Genomic DNA, 25,505 nt, shown 5'->3' on the forward strand with positions numbered 1-25,505 from the left:
GGCTGGCGTGATTGCAGCGATCGATGACAGCAAGCGCGGCGGGACCCAGGCCCGCCGCGCTCGTGGTTTGTCAACGCGCGGGATGCATCCTTCGCACGGACTGCACCAGCTGCGCCAACATCCCGCAAGCCGCGAGCAACCACACGATCAACGCGCCGCTCGGCAAGTCGAACACCGCTGACAACGCGAGGCCGAGGACATAGCCGGCAATGCCGATGACGTAAGCGGCGATCAACTGTCGTTTCCCCTTGCCGCCGACCGTCGCCAATGCCGGGATGATCAGGCTCGCGAACACCAGGTACACGCCGACCAGTTGCACCGATACCGTGATCGCGAGGGCGAACGCAGCGTAGAACGCGATGCCGCGCAGATTGTTGCGCCGCCACCAGACGAACGCGAGCAACCCCGCCGACAACAGCGCGGCGGGCCACAACTGGTCGTAGCTCACCCACAGGATCTGGCCCACCAGCAAGTCCTTGAGGTGCTCCCCACCCTGCGGATTGTTCGCGAGCAACAGCAATCCACCGGTCGCCGCCAACACGAACAGGGTGCCGATCAGCGGTTCCTGCAACTTCGGCCAACGCTTGTCCGTCCACGCGAGCAACCCCGCGCCTGCGAGCGCGGCAATTGCCGCGGCGATTTCCACGCCGTAACCGTGCTCGTCGACGCCGAGATACTGCGCGAGGATCACGCCGAGCGCGGCGACCTGCGCGATCGCCAGGTCGATGAAGATGATGCCGCGCGACAACACCTGTCGACCGAGCGGCACGTGCGTGGAGAGCACGATCAGGCCCGCGACGCACGCGGGCCCGAGGATGCTGGCATCGAGGCCGTCGAGGTTCATTTGGCGGCACCGAGCAGCTTGTCGATCGTGGAGTCATACAGGCCGAACAGATCCTTCGACTGCGCATCGCCGCCGACGGAGAACGGCAGCACGACGACCGGAACGCCCGTGCGATCGGACAACCAATGCGCGGGCTTGGGATCCTGGTAGGCCGCCGAGATGATCGCGTAGGTCCCCGCGGCCTTCGTCGTCGCGATCAGGCTCGACAGATGTCCGCTGGTCGGCGGCACGCCGGGCTTCGGTTCGAGCGCGCCGATCTGCTGCAGGCCCAGCCACGTGTTGAGATACACCCAGCTGATGTGGTGCACGACGATCTTCTTGCCTTTCAGCGGTGCGGCCTTCGCTTCCCACCGTTTGATCGCCGCCTGCCAGCGCGTCGAGAAATCGGCGAGTCGCGATCGATACGTCGCCGCATTCGCCGGGTCGAGCGTGACCAGGCGTGCATCGAGCGCCTTGGCGATCTTGAGCACGCGATACGGATCGAGCTGCACGTGCGGATTGCCGCGCGGGTGGACGTCGCCATTGGCGCGATCCAGTGCGGTCGGGCGATCGAGCGTCGCGACCTGCTCGCTCGCCATGAAGTAACCGTTGCCGCTGGCCACGCGTGCGTTGCCCGATTGCTTCAACAGTTGCGGCAGCCAACCCACTTCGAGTTCGCTGCCGGTGCAGGCGATCAGGTCGGCCTGGCGCACCTTGGCGATCAGGCTCGGCTTGGCTTCGATCTGGTGGACATCCTGCAGCGCGGTGGTGCCGACGCTGAGTTCGACCTTGTCGCCGGCCAGTTCGGTGACCAGCGCGCCCCATTCGGGTTCGCACGCGAAGACTTTCGGCTTTGCGAAGACAGGCGTCGCGATGAGGCCGAACAGAAGGACACAGGCAAGTTGCTTTTTCATTTCGATTGACCTCGCGATCAGAATTTGTGGGCGCCGTGGGCGCCGAATGCCGCCTGGTATTGCAGGCTGATGATGTTGTCGGTGTCTTGCGCGTTGGGCCGGTCCTGCCCCAACTGCAGCCGCACGAGACTGAATTCGCTGTTGCGCCAAGTGAGCATCACGCTGTTGCGGAACGGGTCGAAGTCGCTTGCGTACGGCCCGCTGTTGTCGGCCCACAATTGGTCGTAACGGTAGCCCGCTTCCCAGGTGCGGTTGATGCGCCAGACGCCTTCCACGTAGGCGCCACGCCGCTGTCCCGACCACGGCTGGTCGAGTGTGGCGTCGACCGGATCGAGATAGAGGCCATCGCGATCTTCGTGGAAGTATTCGCTGCGCAGGGTCACGCCGCCGTCCTTGGTGTTGCCGCCCGGCGCCCACTTCCAGGTGAAATCGGCGACGTACAGGTTTTCGTCGCCGCGGAACCCGTCTTCCGCGCCATCGGTCTGCGAACGCAGCATCGACACGCCAGCCAGCCATTCGTTCTCGTCGCCGACATCGCCGCCCGCATGCGCGAACAGCGTCTTGACGCCCGCGCCCGCGTGGCCTGCGCCGCCGCTCGGGAAACGATCGCCACGCAACACCTCGCCACCGACTTCGAAGAACAGGTCGGTCGGCGCGACCCAACGCACCTGCACGCCGTCGTCGCCGTACTGGTTGCCGAGGAAGGCCTGGTAGGCCAGCGGACGGTCGGAAAATGCATCGGTGTGCGCGTGATGGCTGTTGAGGTAGCCGATGTTGGAGAAGAAGCGGCCGGCGCGCAGCGACAGCCCACCCGGCAGCGCGGTGGTGTCGATGAACGCCTCTTCGACGCCGAGGTGGTCCTCGCCGTCCTCGTTGCCGACAGACAGCGTGACCTGCCCGTAGAACTTGTCGTCGATGTTCGAGGAGAACGCGAACTCGCTTTCGCCGAGCGACAACCCCTGCGGACCGGGGCCCGCTTCGCCGGCGAGCGGGAAGCCTGCGCGCACGTAGTTGTCGGGATTGAGCGAGTTGTAGGCATAGCGGCCATTGAGGAGCACGCTGATCGCGGGGTTGAACGCATTGGGGTTCGACGCCGCGCTTTCGGCCGGCGCGGCAACGTCCTCTGCGGGGGCTTCCTGCGATTCCTGCGCGACCTGCGCTTGCGGCGGGTTGGCCTTCAGCGCATCGATTTCAGCGCGCGCGTCCTGCAGCGCCTGCGTCGTCTGCGCCTGGGCTTGTTCGAGTTGCTGGATCTTCGCTTCCAGCGCGGACATGCGCTGGTCGGCGGTTTGCGCGTATGCGGGTGTGGCCAACACGGCCAGGAGTGCGCTCGCGAGCAAGCCGCGACGCAACGGGTAAGACAATTCCACGGATGACCTCCGGATCGAATGAACAACGGAAAACGCTGCGCAAGGCAGCGGCAAACCGCGTCAGGCGATCGGTGGTCGGAATGGAGAACCCGTTGCTTGCGGGTCGATGGAGGGCGCTTCCATCGGCGGAAGCGCGACGTGCGGAAGTTCCAGCAGCGTGAGCGCGAATACGGGCGCGACCGGCGCGAACGACGGCCCGCCGCCCAGGTTCCAGATGCCATCGGCGCCGTGCGTGTGCTTCGCGCCCGACTGGCCCATGTCGCCCGGATCGTCCTTGTCGCCCTCGAAGTGCACACCGTGCGGATCCTGCGCGGCCAGCAGCGCATGTTGGATCGAATGCACTTCGCACATCACGTGCATGACGGGCATCGCGACCAGGCCCAATACCAGCACCGCCAGCAAGCTGGCGCGCAGGAGTCGGTGGAGGCGGCGAAAGATCATCGCCCGAGCGTAACGGAGGTGCGTGGGCCGTACAACGGCCGGAGGTCACCGGCCTCAGGACCCGTTCGAACGCGTGTTCACGTTGGGCAGCGCGGCATCGCGCTCGCGACGCCGCGCATGGGTGAGCCCCTGGACCTCGGCGCATCGTCCGGGACCACGGCGTGGTGGGGCGACGCAGGCGTTGCGTAGGCCGTTGCCCGTTACTGCGTGGCGTGATCGTGATGCGCCGCCAGTGCCTTCACCGCATCGAGCGTTTCTTTCACGTGCTTGTTCGGATTGAGGTCGGAGTACACGTGCGCGATCGAACCCGACGGCGCGATCACGTAGGAGGTGCGGTTCGACCATTCGGGCTTCTGCGCCAGGATCGCGTCGTATTGCTTCGCGATCTTCGCGCCTTCGTCGGCGGCGACCGCGAACTTGCCGCCGCAGTGTTCGGTTTCCTTCGAGAAATCCGCGAGTTCGCTGGTGTTGCCGGCGGTCACGCCGATCACGGTGGCGTGCGCGGCCTTGAACTGGTCGATCGCCTCGGAGAACAGGTGCGCTTCCAGGTTGCAGCCGGAGGTGTGCGCCGCAGGAAAGAAGTACACGACCACCGGTCCCTTCTTCAGGGCGTCGGCCAGGTTGAAGGTGAACGGCTTGCCCGCCAGGTAGGCCGGCGCACTGAAGTCGGGGGCCTTCGCATCGACTTTCAACGCCGCCAGCGACGGCGCGGCGAATGCAACGACGCCGATCACGCCGGCAGCGGCAAACTTCAGCAGGGCGTTCATGGTGGGGCGGCTCCTCGGTGACTGTCGCTTCAGCCTACTCCGTAAAGGCGACGGGAGACCACGACTGGCTCGTCATGCTGGTGACCGCCTGCGTGGTCGCCGAGCTGGCCGAACGCCAGATCACGTTGGCGCCGGTGCTGGTGTTGCGCCACAGGATGTCGGCACGCAGATCGCCGTTGTAGTCGCCCGCGCCGACGGCCCGCCACGCCGTCGCGACCGTCGCCACCGCCTGCGTCGTGGCCGAGCTGGCCGAGCGCCAGATGACGTTCGCGCCGGTGCCGGTGTTGCGCCAGAGGATGTCCGAGCGGCCGTCGCCGTTGTAGTCGCCCGATCCGACCACGGTCCACGCCTGGCTGGCCATCGTGGCAACTGCCTGCGGCGTCGCCGAACTGCCGGACCGCCAGATCACGTTCGCGCCCGTGCTGCTGTTGCGCCACAGGATGTCGGCGCGGCCATCGCCGTTGTAGTCGCCCGAGCCCACGACGCGCCAGGCGACCGCGAGCGTGGACACCGCCGTCGTCGTCGCCGAACTGGCCGAGCGCCAGATCACGTTCGCGCCGGTGCTGGTGTTGCGCCACAGGATGTCGGCGCGGCCGTCGCCGTTGTAATCGCCCGAACCGGCCACGGTCCAGGACAGGCTGATCATGCTGCCGACGGATTGCGTCGTGGCCGAGCTGCCCGAACGCCAGATGACGTTCGCGCCGGTGCTGCTGTTGCGCCACAGGATGTCCGAGCGACGGTCGCCGTTGTAATCGCCCACGCCCACCGCGCGCCAAGCCACGGCCAGGGTCGCGACCGCCGTCGTCGTGCTCGATGCCGCCGAACGCCAGATCACGTTCGCGCCCGTGGCCGAATTGCGCCACAGGATGTCCGAGCGATTGTCGCCATTGAAATTGCTGAGTTTCGCGATGGGCGCGGTCACGGTGACGCGGCCCGACATGCCCACGCCACCGGCGGCGCCATGGCGCTCGCAGAAATAACGAATGGTGCCGGCCGTCGGGAAGAACACCGTCCCCGACCATGCCGCACTGCTGAGATTGCCGTTTCCGCCGGTGCCATCGCAGCCGTTGGCGCAACGGAACGTCGTCACCGACCCGGGATCGGACCGCACGTTGTGGGTGCCGCCGTTGTTGTGGAACGTGACCGTGTCGCCCGCGGGAATCGTGAGCGTGTTCGGCGAAAACGTCATGTTGGCATTGGCGTTCACGACGTGGTTCGCCGCGAACGCCGTCGTCGAAAGGAGGACACCGGGGGCGACCGCCGACCACGCGACGGCACGGAACCACCCATTGGCGATCGATGTTGGATTGCATTGCATGGCGCGCACCTCGCCGGTTCGACCGGACCGGCCAACCCGTGGATACGGGATCGCGCGATTTTGGTTCGCGCATCGGCGCGTGGATTTCCGGTCCCGCGTGGCCGGGCGCGCCGATTCCGCACGTTGGCATGCAACATGCCACGACGACTCGCCCGGCGCTTGCGCGACCACGATTGGGTCGGCGCACTCATCGACCTGGTGATCGTCGTGGCGGGCATCCTGATCGCGCTGCAGGTCGGCAACTGGCACGAGGACCGCGTCGATGCCAGGCGCAAGCATGCCTACCTCGGGCGCATCGTCGCCGACCTCGAGACCGACCTGCTCGTCAACGCCAATCGCGAACGCTTCCTCGCGCAAGTGCGCAACCATGGCGAACAGGCGCTCGTGCATGCGGAGACCGGTCAATTGGTCGAGGGCTCGGCATGGAAGACCGTGCTCGCGTATTTCCAGGCGGGACAGTTCTACGCGTATTCGCGTGAGAGCAACACCTTCGACGAGATGCGCGACGCGGGCGACCTCGGGCTCATCGCCGATGCGAAGTTGCGCAGCCAGTTGGCGTTCTATTACGCGTCGAGCGCCAACCGCACGGCCGACAGCATGATCATGAACCTGGTGCCGCAATACCGGCAGGACATCCGGAGCGTCACGCCCATCGCGGTGCAGGACTACATCTGGACGCACTGTTTCCGGCTCATGCCGGGGAGCGGACGCGATCAGCGCATGATCGATTGTCCTTCCCCCGTCGACGAAACGCGGGCGCGCGGTATCCTCGCGGCGTACGCGCAATCGCCGGAACTGGCCCGCGAACTGCGATTCTGGTTGTCCAACCAACGTATCGCTTCGATCACCGCGCCCGAGGACAGGCGCGACGCGCTGCAACTCAAGGCACGCCTGGAAGCGGAGCTGCGCGATTGAAACCCTACCCTTCCCGGGAGGCGCCTTCGATGACCCCCACGATCACCGCCTTCGAACATTCGCCCGACCGCGGCAGGGGGTTGTCGCGCGACATGCGCGTGCGCTGGGCGCTCGAAGAAGTGGGCCAGCCCTACGACGTCCGCCTGCTTTCGTCCGAAGCGATGAAGGCGCCGGCGCATCGTGCGCTCCATCCTTTCGGGCAGATCCCGACGTATGAAGAGGGCGGACTGGCCTTGTTCGAATCCGGCGCGATCGTGCTCCACATCGCGCAACACCATGCCGGCCTGTTGCCGGACGATGCCAGTGCGCGTGCGCGCGCCATCGGGTGGATCTTCGCCGCGATTTCCACGATCGAGCCGCCGATCCTCGACCTGGTGATCGTCAAGTTCGTCGAGCGCAACGAACCCTGGTTCGCGCAGCGCCTGCCCCTCGTCGAACAACGCATCCGCCAACGGCTCGGCGAACTCGCCGACCGCCTGGGCGACGCGGAGTGGCTCGACGGCGCGTTCAGTGCCGGCGACCTGATGATGGCGACGGTGCTGCTGCGGGTGAAAGCGGCGGGCCTGCTGGACAGCTTTCCGAACCTCGCCGCCCTTGTCGCCCGCGCCGAAGCGCGGCCCGCTTACCAGCGTGCGTTCGCTGCGCAATTGGCGGTGTTCCAAGCGAGCGAAGCGCCTACTCCCTGAAGTTGATCGGCGACCAGAGATAGAACTGCATCGTCGCGACACCCTGCGTGGTCGCTGCGTTCGCCGAACGCCAGATCACGTTGGTGCCCGTGTCGCGATTGCGCCACAGGATGTCCGCGCGCGCGTCGCCGTTGTAGTCGCCCGATCCACCGACCCCCCACGCCAGGGACACCGCGAGCATCGCTTGCGGCGAAGCCGAATTGGCCGACCGCCAGATGACGTTTGCGCCCGTGTCGAAGTTGCGCCAAAGCACGTCCGATCGACCATCGCCGTTGTAATCACCCGATCCGACGACGACCCACGCCCCGTTGGCGACGGTGTGCACGGCTTGCGGCGTTGCCGAACTCCCGGACCGCCAGATGACGTTCGCGCCGGTGCTTTGATTGCGCCACAGGATATCGGCGCGACCATCGCCGTCGTAATCGCCCGAGCCCACGGCGTCCCAGGTCACGGCGAGCGTGGACACGGCCTGCCGCGTCGCCGAATTCGCCGAGCGCCAGATCAGGTTCGCGCCCGTGATGCCGTTGCGCCACAGGATGTCGGCGCGACCATCGCCGTTGTAATCCCCCGAGCCTGCGACGCCCCAGGCCATGTTGCTCACGCTGCTCACGGCCTGCAGCGTCGCCGTGGCTGCAAGCGAGATCCGCATCGTCCCCATGGTGTCGCGCCACAGGATGTCAGTGCGGCCGTCGCCGTTGTAATCCCCGAGGCCCACGAGCAGCCAAGTGGAGGGCATGGGCAGCACGGCCACCGGCATCCGGGTGGTCGCGTCGGCCGAAAGCCAGATGACATCGGCCGGACCCAGTCCCGGAATCACGAAGCGCCACAGGATGTCCGAGCGCGCGTCGCCGTTGAAATCACTGCGCTTCGCGCCGGGCGTCGTGGCCGATGCCGCTGTCGACACCAGCGTCCCGGCGGACGCCACCAACCCCATCAGTCCGGGCAACAACCCTTTCGCAATCGATGTTCGCGTTGCTTGCATGGCGTGCACCTGCCAGGTTCGCGCGGATGCCCCATCTCCACAAACGGGTGCGTTTCCCGCATCCGTCCATCCCCGGCGTCGCCACCACCCGCTTGCTGTATGGTTGCCTCCGGCGGAAGAGCCCGCCACGCCACGGGCGGCCGCACGCATGGCAAGTGCTCTTTTCGCCGAATTGAAGCGACGCAAGGTCGTGAAGGTCGGCGCCGTCTACCTGGTGGCGGCGTGGCTGGCCGTGCAGGCCGCGAGCATCGGTTTCCCCGCCTTCGATGCACCCGCCTGGGTGCTCCGCGTTTTCATCCTCGTGTTGCTGCTCGGATTCCCCATCGTGGTGGTCCTGACGTGGGTGCTCGAACTCACGCCCGAGGGCATGCGCATCGAGGCCTCGCCGGTCGGCAACAAGCGCGTGGTCGGCATCGCCATCGTCCTGGTCGTTCTTGGCGTGGCCTGGTATTACTTCGGACAGCCGAGCGTGCGGCCCGGCCAGCAGGTCGTCGAAGCCGCCGCGAAACCCGCACCGGTTTCCGCGCCAGCGCCCGCGGTCGACAACAAGTCGATCGCGGTGCTCGCCTTCACCGACCTGAGCCCGAAGCACGACCAGGATTATTTTTCCGACGGCATGTCGGAGGAGATCCTCAACGCACTCGCGCAGATCCGCGACCTGCGCGTGGCCGGGCGCACGTCGTCGTTCTTCTACAAGGGGCGCAACGTCGACCTGCGCACCATCGGCAAGGCGCTCGGCGTCGCGCACGTACTCGAAGGTTCGGTGCGGACGCAAGGCAACAAGGTGCGCATCACCGCGCAGTTGATCCGCAGCGTCGATGGCATCCATCTGTGGTCGAAGCAGTACGACGGCGAGTTGTCGGACGTGTTCAGGCTGCAGGACCAGATCGCCCGCGCGATCGCCGACGAGTTGCAGCTCGTGCTGGACGACGAGCAGAAATCGCGCCTGGTGACGAAGGCCACCGACAACCCCGAGGCCTACCGGCTCTACCTGCGCGCGAGCGAGTTGTTGAACAAGCGCGACTACCCGCGCGCGAAGGACGCGGTCGCGTGGCTGGAACAGGCGCTGGCGCTGGATCCGGAATTCGTCCGCGCGCGCTCGCAACTCGCGCTGGTGCAGATGGTGCTGAACGTGCGCGATCCCGCGCATGCGGCGGAAGCCGAGCGTCACGCGCGCGCAGCGATGACGATGGACCCGCACCTTGCGCAGCCGGTGTACGTGTTCGGGTTGACGCTGCGCTATGCCCGCCATTTCGCCCAGGCGCGCCAATATCACGAACGCGCCGTCGCGATGGCGCCGCAGGACGCTTCGGCGCACATGTACCTGGGCCAATGGTTGATCGTCACCGGCTACACGAAACAAGGCATCGCCGAACTGGATCGCGCGATCGCGATCGATCCGATGTTGCCGAACGCAGTCAATTGGCGTGGCTACCAATATTTGTTCGCCGGCGACATCGACAGCGCGCAAGCCTTGTTCGCGCGCACCGACGCGCTCGGCCTGAGCCTGGCGAAGTCCGGGCTGGGCGAGGTGCAGTATCGACGCGGCAACGCGACGCAGGCGCGTCGGTTGCTGGCCATCGCGCCGGGGCTCGACCCGACCACCTGCGGCAGCGTAGGTCCCGGCCGTTACGACACCTTGCTCGCGGGCACGATCGATGGCGATGCAAGCGCACAGGCACGCTCGCTGCAATTGATCGACGAATGCCTTGCGACGCGTCCCGCGGAACTGCCTTCATGGACGGTGCTGTCGCTGATGCGGCTCAAGCAGTACGCGCGGGCATTGGACCTCTTCGGTGGACGCATGACTTCGGATGACGCCGGCGTGATGCTTCGCATGTGGGCACCGGACAAGGCGCCGATGCGCGCGCTGCCGCAGTTCACTGAGGCCGCGCGCAAGCTCGGATGGATCGAGGCGTGGGAGCAGTACGGGGCGCCGGATGCGTGCGAGCGGTTGGGGCCGCGGCGATATCAATGCCACTGAATTGCTGCGCGCAGCTCAGGTCGATGAACGCCGTTACGTGCGCACTCACCGCAACGTCCCCGGCGAATAACGCGAGAGCGTCCATGCTGCCTTTGACCACAAGGTCATCCCGCTCAAGAAAAAAAGGAATCGCAATGCGCAAACAGCTCCTGCAGGCCTCCCTCATGACGGCGCTCGCTACCGTCTCGTCCCTTGCCCTGGCACAGCCGGCGAACGACACGCCCGCAACGACGACCGTCCAGACCGCCGACCATGATCGCGGATTCGATGATTGGGGCCTCCTCGGCTTGATCGGTCTGTTCGGCCTGATGGGGCGCAAGCGGCACGATGTGGTCACCGACAACCGCACGACGAATACAGCACGCTGAATTCGAACAGAGGGCCCCATTCGGGGCCTTCGTCATGTCGCAGGGATTTTCAGGTACTGCACGCGCGCAGCAGCAGATTGAGCACGACCGTCAAGACGATCGACGCAACGATGCTGAACAGACAGCCGCGTGGAGGGGAAAAACGAGGCATGGCTTGCGAACTCGGAGCGTCTACCCTGGCAAGTCGTGCATCAGCGGGGCGTGAGTCGCTCTCGCCTGGTGTGTCGATCTCGTGAAAGCGGGACACCACCGAAGCTCCATAATCGGGGTTGCCCGTCGCGACCCATCCCATGAACACTGACCCCAACCTGCGCTTCCTCGATGCACCGGGGGAAGTCGCAGCCCTGATGCGCGACCACGATTGGAATCGCTCGCCGCTGGGTCCGCCTGACCGATGGCCACAGTCGCTGCGCAGCGTCGTTAGCCTGATGCTGCACTCGAAGTTTCCGATGTTCGTCGCGTGGGGCCCGTCGCTCGGGTTTCTTTACAACGATTCGTACATCGAGGTACTCGGCGCCAAGCATCCCTTCGCACTCGGGTTGCCGTTCGAGGAAATCTGGTCGGAGATCTGGGAGGACGTCGGCCCGCTGGCGCGTCGCGCGCTGGCCGGCGAAGCGATGTACGTGGAGAACCTGCCGCTGATGATGCGGCGCAAGGGCTACGACGAACCGACGTGGTTCACCTTCTCCTATTCGCCCGTCACCGACGAGCAGGGCGATGTCGCCGGCATGTATTGCGCCTGCACGGAAACCACCGCGGGCGTCACCGCCGAGCGCACGCGCATCGCGCAGATGCAGCGGTTGATTTCGCTGTTCGAACAGGCGCCGGGGTTCGTCGCCGTCACGCGCGGCCACGATCATGTGTACGAGATCGCGAATCCGGCGTACATGGACTTCGTGGGGCGCGAGCAGATCGTCGGCATGACGGTGCGCGCCGCGTTGCCGGAGCTCGACCAGAAGTTCATCGACAAGCTGACGGAAGTTTTCGAAACCGGCGAGCCGTTCATCGGTCGCCGCATTGCCGTCGGCCTGCGCCGGGGCAGCCAGGGCGAGATCGAAGATCGCATCGTGGACTTCGTGTTCCAGCCGATCGTGGACGACCACGGGCGGGTCGACGGCATCTTCATCCAGGGCACCGACATGACCGACCAGGCGATCGCCGAACGGCAGGCCGAAACCGAGCGCTTGCGCCTGGATGCGGTCATCGAGTCCCTGCCCTCCGGCGTCGCGCTTGCCAATCCAGAAGGCGTGATCACGCGCGTGAACGCGGCCAATCGCGAGATCTGGGGCATGCACCCGGTGGCCGGCGAGATCACGGCCTATCGCGCGCGACAGGGTTGGTGGGCGGACGATTCCGCGCGCCGCGGAGATCCCTTGCACGATGAAGATTGGGCGCTGGCACGCGCGTTGCGCGGCGAGATCGTGCGCGGCGACATCGTGGAGGTGCAACCCTTCGACGACCACCCGCGGCGCACGGTGCTGATGCAGGCAACGCCCGTGCGCCTGGACGACGGCGCGCTCGCCGGCGCGGTCGTCGTGCAAACCGACATCAGCGACCGCGTGCGAGCCGAAGCGGACCTGCGTGCAAGCGAAGCGCGCTTCCGGACGATGACCAACGCGATGCCGCAGATGGTGTGGTCGGCGCTGCCCGATGGCGAAACCGACTACTACAACCAGCAGTTCCATGCGTTCACTGGTTTGGCCGAGGGCGCGGCGAACGGCGCGCGGTGGCTGGAAGTCCTGCACGGCGACGACCGGGCGCGCGTGGGCGTGCAGTGGGAACGCAGCCTGGCGACAGGCGAGGATTACGATGTCCAGCTGCGCCTTCGCCACCACTCCGGCGAGTATCGCTGGGTGCTCGTGCGCGCGGTGGCCGTGCGTGCCGACGACGGCACGATCGTCCGCTGGATGGGTACCGCGACGGACATCCACGAACAACGCGTCGCGCAGGACGCCCTGGAGCGCAGCGAACGCGCGCTGCGCGACGCCGACCAGCGCAAGGACGAGTTCCTCGCGATGCTGGCGCATGAACTGCGCAATCCGCTGGCACCGATCGGCACGGCTTCGCAGTTGCTGATGTTGTCGTCGGATCCGGCGCGCGTGCGCTCGGCGGGCGAAGTGATCGCGCGCCAGGTGCGGCACATGACCGAGCTGGTCGACGACCTGCTCGATGTCTCGCGCGTCACGCGTGGCCTCGTGCACCTGGACATGGAAACCCTCGACCTCAAGGCGGTCGTGACCAGCGCGATCGAGCAGGTGCGCGCGCTGATCGATGCGCGCGGCCACGCCTTGCGCACGCGCCTGCCCGCGGGCCAGATGTGGGTGAACGGCGACCGCACGCGGCTCGTCCAGATCCTCGCCAACCTGTTGAACAACGCCGCCAAGTACACACCCGAAGGCGGCGAGATCCACCTGGTCGCGGACGTGCAGGACGGCAACGTGTGCGTGTCGATCCGCGACAACGGCCAGGGCATCGAACCGGCGCTGCTGCCGAAGATCTTCGATCTGTTCACGCAAGCCGACCGCTCGCCGGATCGCACGCAGGGCGGGCTCGGCATCGGACTGGCGCTCGTGCGGAGCCTGGTGGTGTTGCACGGCGGTTCGATCACGGCAGACAGCAAGGGCAGGAACCAGGGCGCCGCGTTCACCGTGTCCCTGCCGCAGGTGCAAGCGCCGGCGCAGGCGCCGCATCGCACAAGCGACGACATGGCGCACGACGGGGCCGCGTTGGACATCGTGGTCGTCGACGACAACGTGGATGCGGCGCAAACCCTCCAGGTGTTGCTGCAGGCGATGGGACATCGCGCACGCGTGTTCCATCGCGCGCGCGATGCCTTCGAATCGATCGTGGCCGAGCCGCCGGAAGTCGCGTTCCTCGACATCGGGCTGCCCGACATCACCGGACACGAACTGGCGCGTGGCATCCGCGAACGCCTCGGTGCGCGTACCGGTGTTCTCGCGGCGCTGTCGGGTTACGGACAACCGCAGGACCACGCGGCATCGCGCGAGGCCGGCCTCGACTTCCACCTGGTGAAGCCCATCGACCAGGCGATGTTGATGGAAGTGTTGGCGCGCGCCAGCGACGCCGCGGACGCACAAAAGCAGCGGTAAGGCCCTGCGTCAGCGAAAAGCGGCGAGGACGCCGGCCACGTTCTCGCCGATCTGCGCAACGGCATAACCGCCTTCCTGCACGAGCACCGTAGGCAGGTCGAGCGCGGCGATGCGCGCGCCGAGCCGCGGGAAATCCGCTGCCGCCAGTCGAAACTGGCTGATCGGATCGCCTTCGAAGATATCCACGCCGAGCGAGACGACGAGCGCTTGCGGCGCGTAGTCGCGCACGTGGGCAAGCGCAGTCTCCAGCGTTGCCGCGTACGCAGTCCAATCGGTGCCGCGCGGCAGCGGAAAGTTGAAGTTGCATCCCGTGCCCGCGCCGGTGCCGCGCTCGTCCGCGTAACCGAGGAAGTACGGGTACTCGGTGTTCGGGTCGCCGTGGAGCGAAACGAAGAGGACGTCGTCGCGATTCCAGAAAATATCCTGCGTGCCGTTGCCGTGGTGGTAGTCCACGTCGAGCACCGCAACCCTTGCCAAGCCCGCATCGCGCAGGCGCTGCGCCGCCAGTGCCGCATTGTTGAGAAAACAATAGCCTCCGAACATGCCGCGACCTGCATGATGGCCCGGCGGCCGACACAGTGCGTACGCACTGCGCTCGCCCGCAGCGACGAAATCCGCCGCCGTCAGCGCGCAATGCGCCGATGCACGCGCCGCAGGCCAGGTGCCGGCGACGATCGGGCTCCCCGCATCGAAGGCGTAGTAACCCAGTTGTCCGTGCAAGCCCGTCGGCGCCCGATCGCGACGCATCCCGCGCGCCGGAAACGCACCCGGCAACAGGAACCCGTCGCGCCCCTCGGCCTGCCATTCGTCGTACGCGCCGCGCAGGAACGCGATGTAGTCGGCGTCGTGCACGCTCGCCAACACCGCATCGTCGTACTCGCGCGGCCCCTCCAACGGCCATCCGGCGCGCGCGATCGCCGTGAGAATGTGGTCGACGCGGCTGGGCATCTCGTAGCAAGGCACGAGCTTGCCGCGATGGAGTTCCATGCCGCCGTCGTGCAGCGCATGGAGCGGCGAGTGAATGAGCTTCATGCGCCGATCATAGGACGCATGCGTGCCGGCTGCCCATGGGGAGCGGCCGCCCGATCAGTACCGCTCCTCGACGTACTTGCACGGATACTTCGGATCGACGTAGCCGTGCGGCTTCTGCCGTTTCGGGAACTTGATCTTCTCGCGCGGCAAATCTTCGTAGTGCACATGATCGAGCAGGTGGCGGATGACGTTGAGGCGCGCGCGCCGCTTGTCGTCCGTACGCGCGACGTACCAGGGGGCCTGGCCGGTGTCCGTGGCCGTGAACATCTCGTCGCGCGCACGCGAGTAGTCGTACCAGCGGCTGAAGGATTTCATGTCCATCGGCGAAAGCTTCCAGAGCTTGCGGCCGTCCTGCGCGCGATCCTTCAGGCGCTTGGTCTGTTCTTCTTCGCTCACTTCGAGCCAATACTTGATCAACACCACGCCTGACTTGACGATCGCCATTTCCACCGCGGGCACCGTCGTCAGGAAGGCGCGCACGTGTGCTTCATCGGTGAAGCCCATCACGCGCTCCACGCCCGCGCGGTTGTACCAACTGCGATCGAAGATCACGATCTCGCCGGCCGCCGGCAAGTGCTTGATGTAGCGCTGCAGGTACATCTGGGTCTTCTCGCGTTCGGTCGGCGCGGGCAGGGCGACGACGCGGAACACGCGCGGGCTCACGCGGTCGGTGATCGCCTTGATCGTGCCGCCCTTGCCGGCGCCGTCGCGGCCCTCGAAGAGGATGCAGACCTTCAGGCCCTTGGCGACGACCCATCGCTGCAGCTTCACGAGCTCCACGTGGAGCTTGTCCAGTTCCGCTTCGTACTCGCTGGATTTCATCCTGGCGACGGGTGCTTCGCTGCCCTTGTCTCCGTCGACGTGTTGGGTCGCCGTCTTCGTCGCGCGTGGTTTTTTCGCGGCTTTCTTCGTCGCGCTCGTTTTCGCGGTGCGTGTCATGTGGAAGGCTCCGTGGAAGTTGCAGGCGGTGCGGTCAGCGCACGCACCGCCATTTCGAGATTGAAGAACATGCGCGATGGCCCGAGCGTTTCGTCGAGGGTCGAGCGGCGCACCATCGCCAGCGCATCCGGCGCCAGACCGGCCAGCACCACCTCGATACCTGCTTCGCGCAGGCGGCGTTCGCCGGCGATCAGCGACTGCAACGCCGAATACTCGATGTCGAACACGCCCGACATGTCGATCGCGACAACCTGCGGACGGTGCTCCGCGACCAGGGCCTGGAAGCGTTCGGCCAGGCGGTCGGTATTGAGGAAGAACAGGCGGCCCTCGGGTCGCAACAACAACACGCCGGGGAAGGCTTCATCGTCGGGGTTTTCGTCCGACACCGGCCTGAAGACATTGGTCCCGCGCTTGCGCCGCAGCACATGGAGTCGCGGCTGGGTCGCCTGCTGGCTCAGCGCGACCAGCGAAACGATGATCGCGACGATGATGCCTTTCAACGTTCCCAGCAGCATGACGCCGCCGAAGGCAACGACCGCCCAAATGAACTCGACGCGGCGGATGCGCAGGATGTCGCGGAAGTCTTCCAGCTTGAACAAACCGACCGAGTACACGATCACCAGGCCTGCGAGCGTGGCCTGCGGCATCATTCCGATCAGCGGTGCAAGCCACAACATCGTGATCAGCGCGGTCGCCGCGGTGGCCAGGCCGGAGGCTTGCGAATGCGCGCCCGCGCGACGGTTGACCGCCGTTTGCGACATGCCCCCGCCTGCCGGCATCGCGCCCAGCAACGCGCCGATGGCGTTGCCCGCCCCGGTCGCGATCAACTCGCGATCGGGGGAAGGTGCCGGTTCGTCCTGGCCCTGGAACGCGCGCGCGACGGCGATGGTTTCGGTGAAACTCATCAACGCGATGCCGAGCGCGGCCGGCCACAGTGCTTGCACGAGAGACAGGTCCGGCATCGTGATGTGCGGCAAGCCCCCGGGGATGTCGCCGACCAGATCGATGCCGAAGCGCTGCCACGCGAACAGCCCGGCACAAGCGATCGCGACCGCAACGGCGATCAGCGGCGCCGGCCATCGGGGGCGGACGTGTTCGAGCGTCGTCAGCAGCGCGATGGTGCCGAGGCCGACGGCGAGCGTCGGCCACGACACATGCCCGAGCCCGCGCACGATTTCGCCGATGTTGTGCAGGAAGCCGGCCTTCTCGAAGTGCAGGCCCAGCAGCTTCGGCAACTGGTCGACGATGATCACCACCGCGATGCCCGCCTTGAAACCCACCAGCACCGGCGTGGAGATGAAGCTCGCGATGAATCCCAGGCGAAGGACTGCCGCGAGCATCAATGCAACACCGACGAGCAGGGCCAGCGTCGCCGTTGCCGCGAGCAATTGCGACGGATCGCCGTTCGGCACGACCTGCGAGAGTTCGGCGCCCGTGAGAATCGCGATGGTGGTGGTCGTGCTCACCGACAACGGCCGCGATGTGCCGAGGAAGGCGTACACGGCCATCGGCACGAGCACGGTATACAGGCCCACTTCGACCGGAAGCCCCGCGATGGTTGCGTAGGCCATCGCCTTGGGAATGACGACCGCGGCGGTCACCAACCCGGCGACGATGTCCTCGCGCAACTTCAGTCCCGGGAACATGCGTCGTGCCTCACGCGCCTTTCTGTTCGTTTTCGAGCGCCTTGCGCATGATCTGGCTGTAGAGGTCGACCAGTTGCCCTGCGAGCGAGTGCATTCCCGGATGCTGCATGACGAAGCTCGTGCTGCGGTTGGCGTCGTCGAGCATTTCCTTGAGGAAGGCGATGTCGCCGTCGCGCAGGCGTTCGCCGCCGTCGACGCGCTTCTTCAAATCCAGCGTCCGTGGCAGGCGTTGATTGACCAGCCGCTCGATCAACGCCTGGCTGGTCGCTGCATCCATCTTGTCGGACATGCCCAGCCTCCGCAGCGCGGCCCTGTCGCACAATGGCAACACCGGACGGCGGCGGATTCCATTGGACCTCGGGCCAACGGCGGAGCGACTTGGCTCGGCAGTGGCGCCATCCACCCCCGCCATCATGCGACGCAGGATGTCGCGGAGGACCGCTTCATCCTGCAGGCGACCGAGCCGATCGGCGAGTTTTCGCAAGGACCGGGCGTCGGCCCTGGCGGCGTGTTTCGACTGCTTCTTCGCGACGGCTGGCGCGATCTGCGCGATGGCGTCCACCTGCATGCGCAGTTTTCGCACGCGGCGGCGCCAACGATGGAGGTTGGGCGCCGATGGATCGCGCTTCACGCGCCGTCCGGCTTTGCCGACACGGCGGCGGCTCCGTTTCAATGCCGATCGCAGGTCCACCGCCCGCAGTCCCCGCCAATCCATCGCTTCCAACCGCGAGGCAACACGTTCGATCCTGGCGCGACGCAACTGGAACCAGGCATCGCGTGCAAGCGCGCGCCGGAGGATCCCATCGCGGCGGAGCACCAGGCGCTCGATGACCGGAAGCCACGCTTGCGTCCGGCATTGCTTCGACAGTCGCTCGGCGGTGGCGATCGCGACGTGCGCGTCGCGCAATGCAGACAGGCTCTTGCCGACACGCTGCAGGATGCGATCGATGTCGTCGACCTCTCCGAAGGGATCTCCAAGCAGCGCCAGCAACGCGCGCAGGCGCCGAATGCCCGTGCGCGCATCGTGGATCGAGGCGTGCACGCGGTGGTGGGAGATCAGTGCGCGCAGGATCGAGCGACACGCCCCACGCGCCATGGCGCGTGCCGCGTGACCGAGATCGCTTGATCGTCCGGATGGCATCCTGGTGCCCGGTAGCCGATGCGTGCGCAGCCGCTATCGACCCTCGCCGTCGAGCCAGGCCACTGCCGCGCGGTGGCTGTTGAAGCGTCGCACGGGGTAGCCGATCTCGCTTCCAATGCCTTCGGTCGGCACGGCATGGAATTCCGGCGGATTGACCAATGCGATCCGACACTGCTTGAGATAGGGCTCGCTGCGCAAACGGGAATCCAGCGCCTGGAACACGGCCGGGGATGGCTCATGCACCCATGCGCGGGAGTAGTCGATCAGGATGTGCTTCAGGCCATGCGCGACAAGCAGCGGGAAGACATCGTCCATGGTGACGATGCGGTCCAGGAAACTGACGGGGCCACGAAACCTGATTTCGATCCGGCCCTGTTCCTCGAAGATCTGAATGTCCCGTTCCAAGATCGGTGACCCGCAGCGTTCCGTGTGTCTCAGCAGTGGAATGGCGAACTTCCTACAATACTCCGTCAACGGATCGATTGGAGAACAGCGCCTTGGCAAGCGCAAATCGGGAGCGCGGCAACGTGACGACGGCGTCCTGGCAACGCGCTGCGATAGTCGGCGTGTTGGCGCTCTGCGGCTGCGTCGCGCGAGGCGACGTACGCGAACCCGCGCAAGATGCACCGCCACCGCAAATGTTGATCGGCGAATTCGTCGACGACTACGGCATCGCGTATCGCATCTCGTCGCAGGAATGGCATCAACAGCCGAACACACGCTATCGTGGTGGAATGGCACCCGCATGCGCAGTACCTCGTCGCGCAAAACGACGCGTCCAACGCGAGCGACGCCGGCCTGTGGACACGCATCGACTGGATCGCCCTCCCCGACATGGCGCCGTACGCATGGGGGTTTTGCCTGAGTGCCTACGCAGCGCCCACGCAGGTCGATGCCGAGCGCACCACCATCGCGCGTCGCGATGATCCGAGGACCGGCTGCAATGGCTATCCGTTTTCGCGGATGCGGCGTGCGGGTAGCGGCGGAGAGTAACGACCGAGTCACCCACGATGCGCCACTGCCGGGTTTCCTGGTGCGCCCGGTGCGCACAGTGTCCCGACCGCGGTCGCGCGTCACGACGGTTACTTCTACATCGCCAACCTCGGCACCTTCCCCATCGTCGATGGCTCGCAACGCGTGTGGCGCGTGTTGTCGAATCCGACACGGCTGCAGGCAGTCGCGCGCGGCACGGCGATCGTCGGCATCGCCTTCGACAGGAACGATGCGCTGTACATCCTGCAGATGACTTCGGGCGCGCCCGACCCGACGCCCGGCTTGGGCAGCATCGTGCGCATCCGCCCCGGCGGCGCCCCGCAAACCATCGTCAGGGGACTGACGTTGCCGACCGCGATGGTCATGGGGGCCGATGGCGACCTGTACGTTTCGAACGTCGGCTTCGGTCCGCCGTTGCCCGGTTCGGGACAGATCCTGCGGGTCCATCTGCCCTGAGGCGTTCATTCGCCATACGCCGGGATCGGCGTTGATTCGCCCCGCGCTCGATGCGCGGGGCAGCGGCTCACCTTCGGTCGCAGTGATGCGCGAACGCGCGGTGGCTTCAGCGGACGATCAGCGGACGCTCGCTCGCTACGCTCGCGGCTCCTTTCGAACAGGAGCCGCTCATGGCGATCTTCGATTCCATCCGAACGTTGTTCGCCGATGACGTTCAGGCCTCGCCCGTCGTCATCTTCAATCATTCACGGCCGCGTGCGTGCGCGCCGTTGTTTGTCTGCCTGCCGGCGATGGGTGTCTCGGCGAGCTTCTATACGCCGTTCGCCGAAGCGCTTGCGCAAGCCACCGCGGGCGTGGCGGTGCTGGCCGATCTGCGCGGACAGGGCGAAAGCGTGGCGCTTGCACGACGCGGTGCACGATTCGGCTACCGCGAAATCGTCGCGCAGGACATTCCGTCGTTGATCGCCGCGATCGCCGCGCAGTTCCCCGGTCGGCCCATTTATCTCGTCGGCCATAGCCTGGGCGGTCAGCTGGGCAGTCTGGCGGCCGTGCACGCGGCGCGCGATCTTGCCGGTTTGATCCTGGTGGCGAGTGGTACCGCGCACTTTCGCGCGTGGCCAAAAGCGCTGCGGTGGCGCGCCGCCCTCACGGTGCAGGCCGTACGCGCCGTGGCTGCATTGCTGCCGTGGTACCCGGGGCGGCGGCTGGGCTTCGGCGGCGATCAGCCGCGCCGATTCATGGCCGATTGGAGTTACAACGCCAGCACCGGCCGGTACCGCTGCGCGGGCAGTAGAATCGATTACGAGGAGGCGCTGCATGACCTCGCGTTGCCCGTCCTGTCGGTCGAACTCCGCGGCGACCCGGTGTCGCCGACGGGCGCGGCGGCCGAGTTGCTTGCGAAGCTCGCCTCCTGCGCGGTCGAGCGTCGGCAGATCGACGGTGTCGCGGCAGATGCACCGTGGCGGCGACACTTTTCCTGGGCGCGAAGGCCGGACGAAGTGGTCGTTGAGATCGCCGCCTGGGTGCGCACGCAATTGCGCCGAGCCAAGGTCGAAGCGCTCGAACGGGCCGTCGCATGAGCCTTGAGGTCGCGGCACCGCTTACGCTTCGCGTGCTCGGGCCAGTGCGGTTCGAGCACGCATCGGGGCTTTTCGAGCCGGGCGCACGGCGCGAGCAGGCATTGCTCGCCCTGCTTGCCGCCGAGGCGCGTGCGATGAGTCGCGCCCGGATCGCTGCATTGCTCTGGCCCGATGCCGACGAGGTCGACGCGCGTGGGCGCATGCGCCGGTTGTTGCACGCGCTGTCGAGCCATGCGGGGCATGACGCGCTTGTCACCGATCGTCAAACCGTCGCGCTCACGAACGATGTGTGCAACGCCACCGATCTGGCTTCGCTGCGCCGCGCCCTCGCGCAAGGACTGTATCGCTCGCCCGAAGACGCGAGCGAGGAGAGCCTGACCGCCCTCGAGTGCGCTGCGCACCTGGCCGCCGCCGAGTTCGCGGAAGGTTTGGTGCTCGACGAATGCGACGAATTGTCGGCGTGGCTCGAACGCCAGCGCGAGTCGCTGCGCCAGGCGCGCGCGCAGGCCCTGGCACAGCTCGTCACGCGGCTCGAAGGCGCACGGCAGCACGAACGCGCGCTGCACCATGCGCAAGACTGGGTCGCGCTCGATGCGCTGAACGAAGTTGCGCAACGCCAACTCATGCGGCTGTATGCCGCCGTCGGACAGCCCCACGCAGCGTTGCAGCAGTTCGAACGATGCCGACAACGCCTGCACGACGAGCTCGGCGTCGAGCCCGAAGCTGCAACGCTCCAGGTTGCCGATGACATCAGGGCGCGCGACGCCGCCGCGACGAGGCCTGTCGACAACCCAACCGCGACGATCGCAGTGCGGTTCACGCGCAGTGGCGACGTGCATCTCGCTTATCAAGTGCTTGGCGCCGGTCCGCTCGATGTGCTCCTCATCAGCGGCTTCGTCTCGAACCTGGAGCAAGCTTGGGAGCCTGGCGGGCCCGCGGCGTTCTTCCACGAACTCGCGCGCGATTTTCGGCTCATCCTCTACGACCGGCGCGGCGTGGGGCTCTCTGATCGCACCGTCGATCCCGCCGATACGTCGGTGAGCAGTGCCGACGCGCTCTCGGTCCTCGACGCAGTGGGCAGCCGCCGCGCGCTCGTGTTCGCGGTGTCCGAAGGCGGGCCGATCGCGATTCGCCTCGCGGTCGAGCATCCCGAGCGCGTTGCGGGGCTGGCGCTTTGGGCAACGCTCGCGCGGGGGACCGCCGCGCACGACTACCCGTGGGCGCTGACCGCCGGGCAGTTCGACCGTTGGCTCGATGCGCTCGTCGCACAATGGGGACGACCGGCTGCAATCGACACCTTCGCGCCCGACCACGCGAGCGATCCGCTGCTGCAGCGCTGGTGGGCGCGCATGCTGCGCCTCGGCTCCAGCCCGCGCTGCATGCACGCCGTCCTGCACACGCTCGCGCTGAGCGATGTCCGCGCATTGCTGCCGCAGGTGCGCGTGCCGACGCTCGTCCTGCATCGAACGGGCGACCGCGCCGTGCGCGTCGAGGCCGGCCGGCACGTCGCGAACGCGATTCCCGGGGCCCAGTGGCGCGAATTGCCAGGGACCGCGCATTGGTGGTGGCTGGGCGAGACGGCACCGATCATCGAAGCGATCAAGGGCTTCGCACAGCATTTGGCGCAGCGCTGAACACAAACCCTCGACCGACGCTACCTGGCCAGTTGCGCACGCACCGCCGACACGAAATCCGCATCGGGCTTGACCCCCATCTGCTCGGTGCGCGCAACGATGCGTCCTTGCGGGTCCAGCAGGATCAACGCGCTGGTGTGGTTGAAGTTGCCGTCGGCAAGCTGGCGATAACGCACGTCGAGGACGCCGGCGATCTTGCGCACGTCGGAGGGCGCAGGCACGGCGAGGAGCCAGTGCGTCGTATCGATCTTCCGCTTGGTCGCCGTGCCGCGCAGCACGGCTGGCGTGTCGCGCGCGGGGTCCAGGCTGATCAGCACAACGCCCACGCGATCACGTTCTGCGGGCGGCAGTGAATGGACGACGGCCTTTCCGGACTCGACGATCAGCGGGCACATGTAGGGGCACGAGGTGTAGAACATCGCGACGATGCGCGGCTTGCCCGCCAGCGCGCGCCAGTCCTGCGTGTGGCCGCGCGCATCGGTGAGTGGCACCGACAACTGGTACACCGAATCGGCCGGCCGCGATGCAGGCGCCCCCGCGATCGCACCGACCGACGCAACGAGCAACGCAACGCACGCCGCCATCGCTTTCACGCCCTTCATCGAACACTCCTTGCACATCGGAACCCGAGGTTGGCGGTGGCGTCGTGCGCATCCAGCGACGAGAGCATCGCCACGCGCATCAGCACCGCGTAATTGTCGCGGTCGTCCATCGACAATGCGCCCGCGCCGCAGAACTTCTGCCGATCGGCATCGCCCTGGTTGCGGTTGTCGCCGGAGACGAGCAGCGATGCGAAATCGTCGGTCCATTCCCACACCAGGCCGTGCAGGTCCTGCACGCCGTAGGCATTGGGCGCCTGCAATCCGGCGCGCGGCAGCGCGTCGTTGGAGGGACGTGCGTACCACGCAAGGATGCGTTCGCGCCATGCAGGGTCGTTGCGGGCATCGCGTCGGGTTTCATCGGCCGCCGCCGCGTATTCCCATTCGTTCCAGGTCGGCAGGCGCGCGCCGATCGACGCGCAGTAGGCATCGGCGGCGAACCAACTGACCCAGGTCACCGGTTGTTCCGGCAGCGCGCGGTCGCCGAGCGTCGTCGGGCCTGCCCAGTGCGCGAGATAACGTGCTTCGGCGAAGACCGCCGGTGCGCGAGCCCGCTGCCATTCCGGATGCGCGCGTACGAAGGCGAGGTACTCGCCGTTCGTCACCGGTTTGCGCATGAGCGCGAATGGCGCGATACGCACGCCCTGCTTCGCATCTTCGTACGCGAGCGCGGATTTGAACCTGCCGCCCGGCAATCCCGCGTAGCGCGGCGTGGTGCCGCCTGCCGCCACCGCGAAGGCGGCGAAGCAGGCGAACACGCACAGGCCGGCGACCACTGCGCGCATCTCAATGTCCCGCGGAGGCGGTGGCGGGTTTTGCGGCGCGCAATGTCGCCACTTCGGCCTTCGTCACGTGGCCGCCCGGGTTGCCCCAGCTGTTGAGCACGTAGGTCGCGATGTTGGCCACTTCGTCGTCGGTGAGCTGGCTCATCGGCGGCATGTTGGAGTCGTACTCCTTGCCGTTGACCGTCACTTTGCCGACGAGGCCGTGCAGGATGATGGACGGCACGCGCCCGGGGTCGGCGGCGATGAAGTCGGAGCCCGCCAGCGGCGGGAACACGCCCGGCATGCCCTGCCCGTTCGCCTGGTGGCAGGTCGAACACGTGCCGGCGAACAAGGCTTCGCCTGCCTTGGCCTGGTCCGTGGGCGTCAGCGCGCCGGTCGTCGCGGCCGTCGCGGCCTGGCTCACCGCCGCGAGGTTGGCGCTGGCGCGGTCGCCGATGTACATCGCGTCGACTTCCTTGCCGGAGTAGATGTCCTTCCGTTCGGGGCCTTCGGCTTTCAGGATCGCGAGCGCCCCCTTGTTGAAGGCGCGGAAGATCGAGTGGTCGACGAGCACGTAACTGCCCGGGACTTCGAGATGGAAGTCCATGATCGCCGCACCGCCCGCGGGGATCAGGGTCGTCTGTACGTTTTCCTGGAAACGCGTGCCGCCTTCGAACCACACCTTGTCGAAGATCTCGCCGATGACGTGGAAGCTCGACACCAGGTTGGGTCCGCCGTTGCCGACGTACAGCCGCACCGTTTCGCCGGTTTTCGCCTGGAGCGCCTTCTCGCCGGTGAGCGCGCCTTCCATGCCGTTGAACAGCACGTAGGTCGGGTGCTCCTCGATCGCCTTCTCCATGTCGAAGGGCTGGTGGCCTTTCTCGCGATACTTGCCCGTCGTGTAGAAGTCTCCCTGCATCACGTAGTACTCGCGGTCCACCGGCGGCATGCCGCCCGGCGGTTCGACGAGGATCAGGCCGTACATGCCATTCGCCACGTGCATGCCGACCGGCGCGGTCGCGCAGTGATAGACGAACAGGCCGGCATTGAGCGCCTTGAACGTGAAGCGCGTGACATGGCCCGGCGCGGTGAAACTCGACGCCGCGCCGCCGCCCGGCCCCGTCACGCCATGCAGGTCGATGTTGTGCGGCATCTTGCTGTTCGGCATGTTGCGCAGGTGGAACACCACCGTGTCGCCTTGCCGCACGCGAATGAAGCTGCCCGGCACCGTGCCGCCGAAAGTCCAGAAGGTGTAGGTCACGCCTTCGGAAATCGGCATCTCTTTTTCGACGACGTTCAACTCGACGATGACGCGCGCCGGCGCCTTGCGGCCCGTGGCCGGCGGCACCATCGGCGGCGTGGTCAACACCGCATGGACATCGGGCCCTTGCGGTGGACCTAGATCGCCCTTGAGCGAGCCACCGGATTCGATGGCGACGGGCTTTGCCTCCTCGCCCGCCTTTTCCCTGCCGCCACACCCTGCGACGGCCGCGATGCAGGCCGCCGCAACGAAAACACATGCGAAGCGCTTGATCATCTTCCGA

General features: G+C 66.7%; 23 protein-coding genes and 1 pseudogene. 9 read left to right on the top strand and 15 right to left on the bottom strand.

Features of this window, described 5'->3' with window-relative positions:
- Positions 1-70: 70 nt before the first annotated feature.
- The 6 genes from ACXJJ8_RS11495 to ACXJJ8_RS11520 all read right to left on the bottom strand — a co-directional run bounded on the left by ACXJJ8_RS11495 (position 71) and on the right by ACXJJ8_RS11520 (position 5,633).
- Positions 71-844, bottom strand: a complete 774-nt coding sequence (locus ACXJJ8_RS11495; RefSeq protein ID WP_499030082.1) for a metal ABC transporter permease — start codon at positions 842-844, stop codon at positions 71-73.
- Positions 841-1,737 (bottom strand): metal ABC transporter substrate-binding protein, encoded by an 897-nt coding sequence (locus tag ACXJJ8_RS11500; protein WP_499030084.1) that lies wholly within the window; start codon positions 1,735-1,737, stop codon positions 841-843. The genes ACXJJ8_RS11495 and ACXJJ8_RS11500 overlap by 4 nt, the downstream gene beginning before the upstream one ends.
- A gap of 17 nt (positions 1,738-1,754) precedes the next feature.
- Positions 1,755-3,107: a hypothetical protein gene (locus ACXJJ8_RS11505; protein WP_499030087.1), complete on the bottom strand. Its 1,353-nt coding sequence runs from the start codon at positions 3,105-3,107 to the stop codon at positions 1,755-1,757.
- A gap of 60 nt (positions 3,108-3,167) precedes the next feature.
- Positions 3,168-3,548 (bottom strand): hypothetical protein, encoded by a 381-nt coding sequence (locus ACXJJ8_RS11510; RefSeq protein WP_499030089.1) that lies wholly within the window; start codon positions 3,546-3,548, stop codon positions 3,168-3,170.
- A gap of 200 nt (positions 3,549-3,748) precedes the next feature.
- A complete protein-coding gene (locus ACXJJ8_RS11515; protein ID WP_499030092.1) occupies positions 3,749-4,315 on the bottom strand; it encodes a peroxiredoxin in 567 nt (188 codons plus the stop codon).
- 34 nt (positions 4,316-4,349) lie between these two features.
- On the bottom strand, positions 4,350-5,633 hold the full coding sequence (locus ACXJJ8_RS11520) for an FG-GAP-like repeat-containing protein (protein ID WP_499030094.1): 1,284 nt from the start codon (positions 5,631-5,633) through the stop codon (positions 4,350-4,352).
- 135 nt (positions 5,634-5,768) lie between these two features.
- Between ACXJJ8_RS11520 and ACXJJ8_RS11525 the strand changes: the two genes are divergently transcribed.
- Entirely contained in the window at positions 5,769-6,548 is a 780-nt protein-coding gene (locus tag ACXJJ8_RS11525; RefSeq protein ID WP_499030097.1) for a hypothetical protein, read from the top strand.
- 29 nt (positions 6,549-6,577) lie between these two features.
- On the top strand, positions 6,578-7,234 hold the full coding sequence (locus ACXJJ8_RS11530; RefSeq protein ID WP_499030100.1) for a glutathione S-transferase family protein: 657 nt from the start codon (positions 6,578-6,580) through the stop codon (positions 7,232-7,234).
- Here the strand turns inward: ACXJJ8_RS11530 and ACXJJ8_RS11535 are convergent.
- Complete coding sequence (locus ACXJJ8_RS11535) at positions 7,224-8,216, bottom strand: FG-GAP repeat domain-containing protein (RefSeq protein WP_499030102.1); 993 nt, start codon at positions 8,214-8,216, stop codon at positions 7,224-7,226. The genes ACXJJ8_RS11530 and ACXJJ8_RS11535 overlap by 11 nt on opposite strands.
- A gap of 148 nt (positions 8,217-8,364) precedes the next feature.
- Here ACXJJ8_RS11535 and ACXJJ8_RS11540 point away from each other — a divergent pair, with 148 nt between their 5' ends.
- The 3 genes from ACXJJ8_RS11540 to ACXJJ8_RS11550 all read left to right on the top strand — a co-directional run bounded on the left by ACXJJ8_RS11540 (position 8,365) and on the right by ACXJJ8_RS11550 (position 13,678).
- Positions 8,365-10,200 (top strand): tetratricopeptide repeat protein, encoded by a 1,836-nt coding sequence (locus tag ACXJJ8_RS11540; RefSeq protein ID WP_499030104.1) that lies wholly within the window; start codon positions 8,365-8,367, stop codon positions 10,198-10,200.
- A gap of 134 nt (positions 10,201-10,334) precedes the next feature.
- On the top strand, positions 10,335-10,568 hold the full coding sequence (locus ACXJJ8_RS11545; protein ID WP_499030106.1) for a WGxxGxxG family protein: 234 nt from the start codon (positions 10,335-10,337) through the stop codon (positions 10,566-10,568).
- Positions 10,569-10,858: 290 nt separating this feature from the next.
- Entirely contained in the window at positions 10,859-13,678 is a 2,820-nt protein-coding gene (locus ACXJJ8_RS11550) for a hybrid sensor histidine kinase/response regulator (RefSeq protein ID WP_499030108.1), read from the top strand.
- Positions 13,679-13,687: 9 nt separating this feature from the next.
- Here ACXJJ8_RS11550 and ACXJJ8_RS11555 read toward each other — a convergent pair whose 3' ends face one another.
- From ACXJJ8_RS11555 to ACXJJ8_RS11575, 5 genes are all read right to left on the bottom strand, one after another.
- Positions 13,688-14,710 (bottom strand): histone deacetylase family protein, encoded by a 1,023-nt coding sequence (locus ACXJJ8_RS11555; RefSeq protein ID WP_499030110.1) that lies wholly within the window; start codon positions 14,708-14,710, stop codon positions 13,688-13,690.
- A gap of 54 nt (positions 14,711-14,764) precedes the next feature.
- Positions 14,765-15,649 carry a polyphosphate kinase 2 gene (ppk2, locus tag ACXJJ8_RS11560; RefSeq protein ID WP_499030112.1) on the bottom strand — a complete coding sequence of 295 codons (885 nt, stop codon included), beginning with the start codon at positions 15,647-15,649 and terminating at the stop codon, positions 14,765-14,767.
- On the bottom strand, positions 15,646-17,295 hold the full coding sequence (locus ACXJJ8_RS11565; protein ID WP_499030115.1) for a SulP family inorganic anion transporter: 1,650 nt from the start codon (positions 17,293-17,295) through the stop codon (positions 15,646-15,648). Before ACXJJ8_RS11565 ends, ppk2 begins: the two co-directional genes overlap by 4 nt.
- Before the next feature lie 10 nt (positions 17,296-17,305).
- The gene (locus ACXJJ8_RS11570; RefSeq protein ID WP_499030117.1) at positions 17,306-18,391 is read right to left on the bottom strand and encodes a CHAD domain-containing protein; all 1,086 of its coding nucleotides are present in this window, start codon (positions 18,389-18,391) and stop codon (positions 17,306-17,308) included.
- Between the two features lie 78 nt (positions 18,392-18,469).
- A complete protein-coding gene (locus tag ACXJJ8_RS11575; RefSeq protein ID WP_499030119.1) occupies positions 18,470-18,841 on the bottom strand; it encodes a hypothetical protein in 372 nt (123 codons plus the stop codon).
- 324 nt (positions 18,842-19,165) lie between these two features.
- Between ACXJJ8_RS11575 and ACXJJ8_RS11580 the strand changes: the two genes are divergently transcribed.
- The 4 genes and pseudogenes from ACXJJ8_RS11580 (at position 19,166) to ACXJJ8_RS11595 (ending at position 22,598) form a co-directional block, all read left to right on the top strand.
- Complete coding sequence (locus tag ACXJJ8_RS11580) at positions 19,166-19,429, top strand: hypothetical protein (protein WP_499030121.1); 264 nt, start codon at positions 19,166-19,168, stop codon at positions 19,427-19,429.
- A 51-nt stretch (positions 19,430-19,480) separates the two neighbouring features.
- Positions 19,481-19,885 (top strand): annotated as a pseudogene (locus tag ACXJJ8_RS11585) (ScyD/ScyE family protein); the annotation flags it as partial.
- Positions 19,886-20,055: 170 nt separating this feature from the next.
- A complete protein-coding gene (locus tag ACXJJ8_RS11590) occupies positions 20,056-20,964 on the top strand; it encodes an alpha/beta hydrolase family protein (protein ID WP_499030123.1) in 909 nt (302 codons plus the stop codon).
- Complete coding sequence (locus ACXJJ8_RS11595) at positions 20,961-22,598, top strand: bifunctional AfsR/SARP family transcriptional regulator/alpha/beta hydrolase (RefSeq protein ID WP_499030125.1); 1,638 nt, start codon at positions 20,961-20,963, stop codon at positions 22,596-22,598. Before ACXJJ8_RS11590 ends, ACXJJ8_RS11595 begins: the two co-directional genes overlap by 4 nt.
- A 20-nt stretch (positions 22,599-22,618) precedes the next feature.
- Here the strand turns inward: ACXJJ8_RS11595 and ACXJJ8_RS11600 are convergent, their stop codons facing one another.
- Genes ACXJJ8_RS11600 through nirK form a run of 3 tightly spaced genes read right to left on the bottom strand, consistent with a single transcriptional unit; the run spans position 22,619 to position 25,498 of the window.
- The gene (locus ACXJJ8_RS11600; protein WP_499030128.1) at positions 22,619-23,200 is read right to left on the bottom strand and encodes an SCO family protein; all 582 of its coding nucleotides are present in this window, start codon (positions 23,198-23,200) and stop codon (positions 22,619-22,621) included.
- A complete protein-coding gene (locus ACXJJ8_RS11605; RefSeq protein ID WP_499030130.1) occupies positions 23,197-23,982 on the bottom strand; it encodes a formylglycine-generating enzyme family protein in 786 nt (261 codons plus the stop codon). Before ACXJJ8_RS11605 ends, ACXJJ8_RS11600 begins: the two co-directional genes overlap by 4 nt.
- Before the next feature lies 1 nt (position 23,983).
- On the bottom strand, positions 23,984-25,498 hold the full coding sequence (gene nirK / locus ACXJJ8_RS11610; protein WP_499030133.1) for a copper-containing nitrite reductase: 1,515 nt from the start codon (positions 25,496-25,498) through the stop codon (positions 23,984-23,986).
- Positions 25,499-25,505 lie beyond the last annotated feature (7 nt).

The organism is Lysobacter sp. P5_C4, assembly GCF_054049695.1.